Below are 8,290 nucleotides of genomic sequence, written 5' to 3' on the forward strand. Positions count from 1 at the left end.
GCACGACTCCCCCGACGACAAAGCCTTCACCCTCTCCCCCCTCCTCGGAGAAGTCCCCGTCATCGGCCGCCACCTGCATATCCAGACGGATCAGCCCTACCAGTGGCGGCTCACCCTCTTTAGCGCCCCCCTCGTCGCCTGGGCCGAAACCTGGCTTACCCGTCTCCCCCAAACCCTCGACTTGCGTTCCCTGTGCTTCAACCTGCGATCGCACCGCATCACCCCAGCCCCCACCACCTATGACCAACTCCACCAATCTCCCCCCCAGCGGCGTTTCGCCCTCAGCTTCGTGTCCCCCACCAGCTTCCGTCATCGGGGTCATCACCTGCCCCTCCCTAACCCCGTAAACCTCTTTCAAAGCTATCTGCGCCGCTGGAATAACTTTTCAGGCATTTTTGTCGAACCCGACCCCTTCCTGGACTGGATAGACAGCCATGTGAGCCTATCTCGCCATGACATCCAATCCAGTAAAATTGCCGCCGGGAAGCGAGGGTCGGTCACGGGCTTTACCGGGTCCATTGAACTGACCCTCTCGGCCGCTGGAACCCGGCAAAATCCCGACTTTGCCCAACTCTTTAGCGCCCTAGTTCACTATGCCCCCTATTGCGGGACGGGCCATAAAACCACCTTTGGACTGGGGCAAACCCGCCTCGGCTGGCAGGATTCCCATCCTCAACCCCCCAGTCCACAAGCCCATCTCGGCGATCGCATTGCCGATCTCACCGACCAACTTCTGATCCAGCAGAAACGCCCCGAGAGCGATCGCGCCCGTCAGGTCTGTCAAACCCGGGCCACCATCCTAGCCCGGCGGGAGTTGGGCGAATCCCTAACGGCGATCGCCCAAGACCTGGAAATGCCCTATGAAACCGTCAAAACCTATGCTAAACTTGCCCGCCGCAGCCTCAACGGCCCCTCTAATTCCCCTTAAATCTGAAGAGGGGTCTTCCAAGTAGGGGGTATGATGAGACTCATCCCAGTCCATCGGGCAACAACCATCGGGCAACGCCCACCCCCAACCCAAGTGTTATGAAACGTAAAATCTAAATAAAAGGCGATCGATCCGCAAAAAGCAGCAAAACCCTTGATAGGGTGAGCCTACCCAGAGATTATCCCCGGTCTCAAACGGCGATCGCCCAATCCAGACCGATTCTCAGCCGAACCTGCCTAGCTAAATCTACCGCTTCCCTCCTATGACGGCTTCTCCCTACCTGGTTCTCCTAGAAACCTCTGGAAATCAGAACTTCATCTTCTCGACCAACAAACTCAAAGAAAACATCGGCGCCTCCGAACTCACCTACCGCGCCGGGACAACATGGGTTCTCGATGCCGTTGCCGACATCAACCAAACCCCGGAATTACGCAAATGGGGCAATAGCCAAGAGTTACGACAGATTCTGCGCAACAAGGATCTGAACCCTGCCATCGAACAGGGCAACAAACCCCTCGAAATCATTATTGCCACTTCCGGCAAAGCCCTAATTCTGTCGCGGACCGAAGAGGATGCCAAAGACCTGATTCGTCGGGTCACCCAGCGGGCGATCGCAGAAGCGCCAGGACTCAACCTCTCCGGGGTATTCGTCGCCATCCAAGACTGGGACCAGACGAACAGTCTCGACACAGCCATCCAAGACGTTCACAAAACCTTTGAAGAAACCCAACCCTACCGTCCCACCGCCGAAGCCCGATTCCTGAGATTACCCATCATCGCCGACTGTTCCTTCAGTGGCCTCCCCGCCTCTCGCCTCGAACATACCCCAGAAAACGAGCAAGTTCCCATCTCCCAAGTCAGCCACAGCAAACGCGAAGCTGCCAAAGCCGGAATCCGTCGCCTGCATCAAATCCCCTCAGAGAACACCACCCCCAAACTCATTAACAACATCAATCAATTAGAAGGGGATGTGGAGTGGTTAGCCATTGTCCACGCCGACGGGAATGGTCTCGGACAAATCTTCCTGAACTTCGCCGACTGTCTGGGGACAGCCCCATCCAATCGAGAGTATATCAGCAGCTACCGAGAATTTTCCTTAGAACTCGACGAATGCACAGAAGCCGCCTTTGAGAAAGCGATTCAGGAAACCTTCAAACCCAACGATAAAGCCGTTCCCCTCGTTCCTCTCATTGTCGGAGGGGACGACTTGACCGTCGTCTGTGATGGAAAAGCCGCCCTGAAATTTACCCAAGTTTTCCTAACCCAGTTTGAAGCCGAAACCGAACAGAAACGGGAAATCTCTAAAATCGCTGAAAAACAATTTAGCATCAACCGCCTCTCCGCCTGTGCCGGAATTGCCATTATCAAACCCCATTTCCCCTTCTCCGTGGCCTACGAACTGGCCGAAAGCCTGATTAAATCCGCCAAATCCGTTAAACAGACCATTATCAAACCGAACTCCAAGCCAATTACGCCGTTCCCCTGTTCCGCGATCGACTTTCATATTCTCTATGACAGTACCCACATTGACCTAGAACGCATTCGCCGTAACCTCCAGCCTGAAGCCACCACCTATCTCTATAACCGTCCCTACGTCGTCACCGAGTTAGACAAACTCAAATCTGCCGAGGGTAAAGACTGGGCCAGCCAGCATCACTGGAGTCGGTTATGCGATCGCGTGACCCGTCTCAAATCAGATCCTGACGGAGACCAAGACAGAGATGGCGGCGTCAAACTCCCCAGCAGCCAGTCCCACGCCCTACGAACAGCCCTATTTCTAGGTCGAGAAGCCGCCAACGCCCAATATGCCTTGATTAAGGGACGCTATTCCCTGGAACGGTTTGCCGAGGATGACGAGAAAAAATCCTTGTTTTACCAAAGCCAAGACAAGGGGCAAATTAACTTCCACACCACCTTTCTCGATGCCCTCGATGCCCAAGAATTTCTCTAACCGTTGTCCCAGGATGATGCCAATGTAGGGGCGAAAAATTTTTCGCCCCTACGATACCAGAACACATCCTACCCCTCTTGCCTTTTGCCTCTTGCCTCTTGCCTTTCTAACCTATGATTCCCTTCTCCCTCACCATTACCATGCACAGCGACTGGCACGTCGGATCTGGAACCGGACGGGCCGAACTTGACAGCATTGTGCAACGAGATGCCGATGATTTACCCTATCTCCCCGCCAAAACCCTCACCGGAATTTTACGAGATGGCTGCGAACAAGCGGCCCAGGCCTTAGATGGCGGACTGACGGGCCAGTGGAATGATTGGTTAAAGGTTCTCTTTGGCGATCAACCGGCCCTGGCGACAACTCCCTTAGAAAACGAACCTCGACCCGCCATTGTCTCGATTCATTCGGCACGGTTAGATGAGAACTTGCGTCAGGCCCTAGGTCAGAAGCAGGAACTGAGGACCGCGATCGCCTTCATGAAGCCCGGTGTCGCCATTGATCCAGAATCCGGCTGTGCAATGGATAAGTATCTCCGCTTTGAAGAGATGGTACGTCAGGGGGCCACCCTCACCGCCGAGGCCCAAGTCAATTTCAGTGATGCGTATCCCGGTCTATCCCCAAATCAGTACCTTCCCTTTGTCCAAGGACTCCTCACCGCCGGGGCCAAGATGGTACAACGGTTAGGAGGCAAACGCCGTCGGGGAAATGGTCGCTGTGACATTCAACTCAACTGGGGAGACAACGGAGATCCCTTAGTTTGGTTGCAAAACAACTATGGACAAGTTCCCAAGATTCCTGACTTACAGCCCACAAATTGCGCCGTCAGCCTCAGTGACGATAGTGACAATTCCTTGAATGCTGACGGAACCTGGGTAACGGTTCCCTTAACCTTGGAAACCCAATCGCCTCTGGTGTTACCGGCCCGGACTGTCGGCAACCTCGTCGAATGTCTCGATTATATTCCCGGTCGCTATCTGTTGCGCTATCTGCACAAGAAACTGGGTAATTGCGTCAACATCAGCCAGGCGATCGCCAACAACGCCCTCATCCTCACCAACGCCACCCTAGAGATTGACCAACAACCGGGTCGTCCCACCCCCTTCTGTCTCTTCGGCGAAAAACTCGATGGTGGTCTCAGCAAAGGCCGCAAAGTCTACAACCGCTTCCAAGAATCTGACCCCCAAGGAGTCCAACTCAAAGGCGAACGGGGTGGCTATCTCGGACCCTGGACAAACAACACACTACCCGCCTATGGAAAAGTCGATTTAGCCCTCTATACCCACAACACCATCAAAGATGAGATCCAACGGCCCAGCGAGGAGGTTGGCGGACTGTATAGCTACGAAGCCATCCCCGCCGGACTCACCTTTCACGCTGAGTTAAGAGTCTCTGCTGCGGTTAATCAAGAACTGTCCAAGAACAACCCAAATTGGCATGATTTGCTAACTGGAAAAACCCGGATTGGTCAATCGAAAAAAGACCAATATGGCGGGGTCAAGATTACGGTTGACTCTCCCCCGAATCCTGCTAACACACAAACCCCAAAAAGTCAAGGGATAAGTTCAGGTGATCCTCTCTATGTTTGGTTTTTATCTGATGTCTTGATGCGGGGCGATCGCCTCAACCCCACCCTCAATCCCGACGACTTCACGCAAGCCTTAGCCAAGGAATTAGGAGTCAGCCTCGAACTCCGTAAACACCCCAATTGTTTCTCCATGATGTTGCGCCAGCGACGAACTGAATCCTGGCAAGTGCGTTGGGGATTACCCCGTCCATCCCTATTAGGTTGGCAAGCCGGAAGTTGTTTAGTCTATACCGTTGAGGGCAATCTCGACCCCAACAAACTCAAACAAGTGGCCATCCGAGGGATTGGCGATCGCCGCGCCGAAGGCTATGGACAACTCTCCTTTAATGACCCCTTACTCACTGATGACAACTTGAGTGACAAGGAGAGGAAGAAATCAAACTCTCAAACTGATAATTCAAATTCCAAAACCACCTTGTTATCCAAAAACAGTAACACTCAAACAACCAAAAAAGTGTCCGACGATGTCTTTAAGTATGCTCGTCTCATCGAAAAAGCTGCCTGGCGTGAGGCGATTCAGTCTCAAGCTTTGGCGATCGCCCAAAGTCCTCAAAAACGAGAAGAAGTCCTGGGCATCAAAATCAGTGGTGAGGACAGTTGCCCACCCATGAGTCAATTGGGGGGACTGCGATCGGTCCTAGGAAAACTCAGAAAACGAGAAGACCCTAACGCCGTCAGTACCTGGATTAATGCCCTAAAACAAGTTGACAATCGTCAAGAAAAATGGCCCGGAAAAAGCCTTGACAAAATCCAACAACTGGTAACCAATACCAACCAAATTTGGCAAATCCTCAACCTGGACTCTAAAAAACTGACCCTCACCGACAATGGAACCAGCAAACTGCAAGCCAGCCTCTGGGCCGAAGCCGTCCGCACCCTAGTCGATGCCATGATTCGCGCCCACAAACGAGACCTCGAAAAAGCCCAGCAGAACCACTAACCCCAAAACATCAACATGGCACGACAAATTCACAACCGCTGGAGTATCACCGGCGAACTCAAAGCCCAAACCCCCATCCATATCGGAGGCGTTGGCGGCGACGCCGACACCGACCTAGCCCTAGCCGTCAACGGTCGCGGTCAATACTACCTCCCCGGAACCAGTCTCGCCGGCGCCTTCCGCAGTTGGATGACCCGATTACCCAATCAAGATGACACATCCATCAAACACATCTGGGGCGACCATAAAACCAAAGATTATGGGGCCAGCCAGATGATTATCGACGACGCCAAAATCCAGACCCGCAAACCCATCGAAATTCGCGAAGGAGTAGGCATTGACCGCCACAGCGGAACCGCCGCCGAACGGTTCAAATACAGCCGCGCCATCCTCCCCAAAGGCGTCAGTTTCGCCCTCAACCTCACCTTTGACAGCCAAACCAACGACGACCCCATTGCCCTCTGGCAACTCCTCAACGCCCTCCAAAACGGAGATATCCGCATCGGCGCCGCCAAAACTCGCGGCTTAGGACGGGTCAAACTGGAAAATCTAAACATCCACCGCCAAGACCTCAGTCATGCCGCAGGTCTATTCAACAGCCTCCTCAACGGTGGAACCCCGCAACCCTGGACAGACCTCGAAGCCAAAGCCGCCTACGAGATGCCCCTGTCCCTGGACTTCCAAATCGCCTGGACGCCCCGAGACCCCGTCATGGTGAAAGCCGAAGCCGACGGGATTGCGGTGGATATGTTACCCCTCGTCAGTCAAGTCGACTCAGGCGTACGCTTCGTCATTCCCGGAAGTTCCCTCAAAGGAGTCCTGCGGTCCCACGCCGAACGGATTATCCGCACCGTCTGCCAAAAAACCACCGGAGAAGACTTTGCCGACCAAATCCACCTCAATCTCATCAACGAGATTTTTGGGGCCGCCTCCAAGAAAGGTCGAGACGAAGGTCAAATGGGGATTCTCTTCCTCGATGACTGTTACGGAACCCTCCCCATCTCCGAAGACGGTTGGTTCAACGTGGAACGGGCCACAGACTTACATGATGGCTTCAAGTCCCAACTCAAAACCGCCGTCGGGACAAAACCCTATCAGAAACTCCAGCCCGCCGTCCATGTGGCCATTGACCGTTGGACAGGGGGTGCAGCGGAGGGGATGTTGTACAGCGTCCTAGAACCGATTGGGGTGGAGTGGGACCCCATTGGCATTCAGGTCGATTTAGCGCGACTGGAGGAATGGTCTCCTGACCAAGTGCAGCCGGCCGTTGCCCTGTTATTGCTGGTCTTACGGGACTTTGCCAACCGCAAGATTCCCATCGGTTACGGGACCAATCGCGGCATGGGAACCGTCGCCGTCACGGACATGACCCTCCAGGTTCAGGGAGACAGCGACATTCCCGGACTGGCGGGAGAACTCAGCCTGGGACCCGATTTTTCCCAACTCAGCGACGACTTACGTTTGGAATTAAGCGTCGCCTGGCAAGACTGGATTGAACAAAACCAAAGCAAAGGTGCAGCATGACAGAAAAATTATACAGTTGGGTCAGTCGATCGCCGATGTCCCTAGACCAAGCCATTCAGACAACTCAGGCGCAACAGATGGGGGCCAATGCCCTCCTCTACTCCCCCCAGTCCTGCGATCTCGCCCAAGTTCAAAACGGCCAAATCTGCGGTAGCGACGGTCAACCCTTAGACCTCAGCCACTACTTTGAAGCCCGAATTTTCAATGAAACCTGTGAAGTGCGTTGGCTAAATGAGAATCAGGGAAATGGGTTTCTCGTGATTCTCGCTGACAGTGATCTCGACCTCAATTCTGAGACATTCGAGGCCACTCAGACTTCCATTCAAGACCATCTCCCGCAAACCTATCTTCTCTGGGGAACAGCGATCGCAAACGCTGACACTCAAGAGGGCTGGCAACGTCTGGCCGAAGCCCGCATCGGCAAACTGGATGTTCCTCTCAGCCAGTCGTTGAAAAAAGACCAACGGGTTTCTCTACAGTCTCGGGAATATCTTGCCGAGGTGGGTGATTTTGGCAATATTGCCGTCATCGAAGAACGTTTAGTTAAATTGGAGGTTCAGTAATGTCTGTATTAAAAGGTGAGTTAAAGGTCAAAAATAACGGGGCAATTGAATTGCGGTTTCAAGATGATTCTAATGAGAGCAAAACCTTTGGGATTGGCAAAAGCATTCTTACCGCTTCTCTCTACAAAAGTCACAAAAACAACCCCCAAGCCCTTAATGGACTCGACGTTGAGTTTGAATTAGACAACAATCAACCCCGTCGAGTTCGAGAAGTGGGTGGGGTCTTCCAAGCGGTGCCGCAACCGAAAACCGTTAATCCCAACATTTTTCACAATCCCTATAACTTCGTTCCTGCCTTACCTCGGAATAATATAACTGGGGAGTTGGGCGATCGCAAACCCATCGGTCATGGTCGTTACCACGCCAACCACTGGACAGGACGCATCGCCGTCAAACTCACCACCATCACCCCCCTCCTCATTCCCGACGCTTCCGAGATGGAGGAAGATGCACAAGGTCATAAAACCTTCCCCACCCGTCTCGACGCCCAAGGGAAACCCTACCTTCCCCCCACCTCCCTGAGAGGGATGTTGCGGTCCGCCTACGAAGCCGTCACCAACTCTCGCCTTTCCGTCCTCGACCCCCATGATATGCGGTTAGCCTATCGAATGCCTGCCAAAATGGGCTTAGAGATGGTTCCCGCCCGCATTGAAAACAACGAAATCAAGTTGTATCCCGGCACATCCGATATTGGGAGAGATGGTCGTCCTCAGGGTCCCATGTATGCCGCCTGGCTTCCCTTTTATAATCGCAACAGCACCAAGCCCCATGGTAAACTCACCTACCCCGATGGGTC

Annotated in this window: 6 protein-coding genes; all 6 read left to right on the forward strand. The window is 53.5% G+C overall.

The window, feature by feature from the left end; translation table 11 throughout:
- Window positions 1-928: CRISPR-associated endoribonuclease Cas6 (gene cas6 / locus R6U67_RS11775; RefSeq protein ID WP_410252727.1), on the forward strand; the 928-nt coding region annotated here is incomplete at its 5' end.
- Window positions 929-1,190: 262 nt separating this feature from the next.
- The gene (locus R6U67_RS11780) at window positions 1,191-2,879 is read left to right on the forward strand and encodes a Cas10/Cmr2 second palm domain-containing protein (protein ID WP_410252728.1); all 1,689 of its coding nucleotides are present in this window, start codon (window positions 1,191-1,193) and stop codon (window positions 2,877-2,879) included.
- 113 nt (window positions 2,880-2,992) lie between these two features.
- A complete protein-coding gene (locus tag R6U67_RS11785) occupies window positions 2,993-5,407 on the forward strand; it encodes an RAMP superfamily CRISPR-associated protein (protein WP_410252729.1) in 2,415 nt (804 codons plus the stop codon).
- Between the two features lie 15 nt (window positions 5,408-5,422).
- A complete protein-coding gene (locus R6U67_RS11790) occupies window positions 5,423-6,931 on the forward strand; it encodes an RAMP superfamily CRISPR-associated protein (RefSeq protein ID WP_410252730.1) in 1,509 nt (502 codons plus the stop codon).
- On the forward strand, window positions 6,928-7,494 hold the full coding sequence (gene csx19, locus R6U67_RS11795) for a CRISPR-associated protein Csx19 (RefSeq protein ID WP_410252731.1): 567 nt from the start codon (window positions 6,928-6,930) through the stop codon (window positions 7,492-7,494). Before R6U67_RS11790 ends, csx19 begins: the two co-directional genes overlap by 4 nt.
- Window positions 7,494-8,290 (forward strand): RAMP superfamily CRISPR-associated protein (locus R6U67_RS11800; RefSeq protein WP_410252732.1); only part of this gene is annotated, 797 nt, incomplete at its 3' end. The genes csx19 and R6U67_RS11800, both read left to right, overlap by 1 nt.

Origin of the sequence: Sodalinema sp. (assembly GCF_046483825.1) — a bacterium.
Classification (GTDB): Bacteria; Cyanobacteriota; Cyanobacteriia; order Cyanobacteriales; family Geitlerinemataceae; genus Sodalinema.

What these genes read in the sequence shown, in the direction of transcription:
- R6U67_RS11785 (WP_410252729.1), top strand. Translation starts at nt 2,993, where the DNA reads ATGATTCCCTTCTCCCTCACCATTACCATGCACAGCGACTGGCACGTC.
- csx19 (WP_410252731.1), top strand. Translation starts at nt 6,928, where the DNA reads ATGACAGAAAAATTATACAGTTGGGTCAGTCGATCGCCGATGTCCCTA.
- R6U67_RS11780 (WP_410252728.1), top strand. Translation starts at nt 1,191, where the DNA reads ATGACGGCTTCTCCCTACCTGGTTCTCCTAGAAACCTCTGGAAATCAG.
- R6U67_RS11790 (WP_410252730.1), top strand. Translation starts at nt 5,423, where the DNA reads ATGGCACGACAAATTCACAACCGCTGGAGTATCACCGGCGAACTCAAA.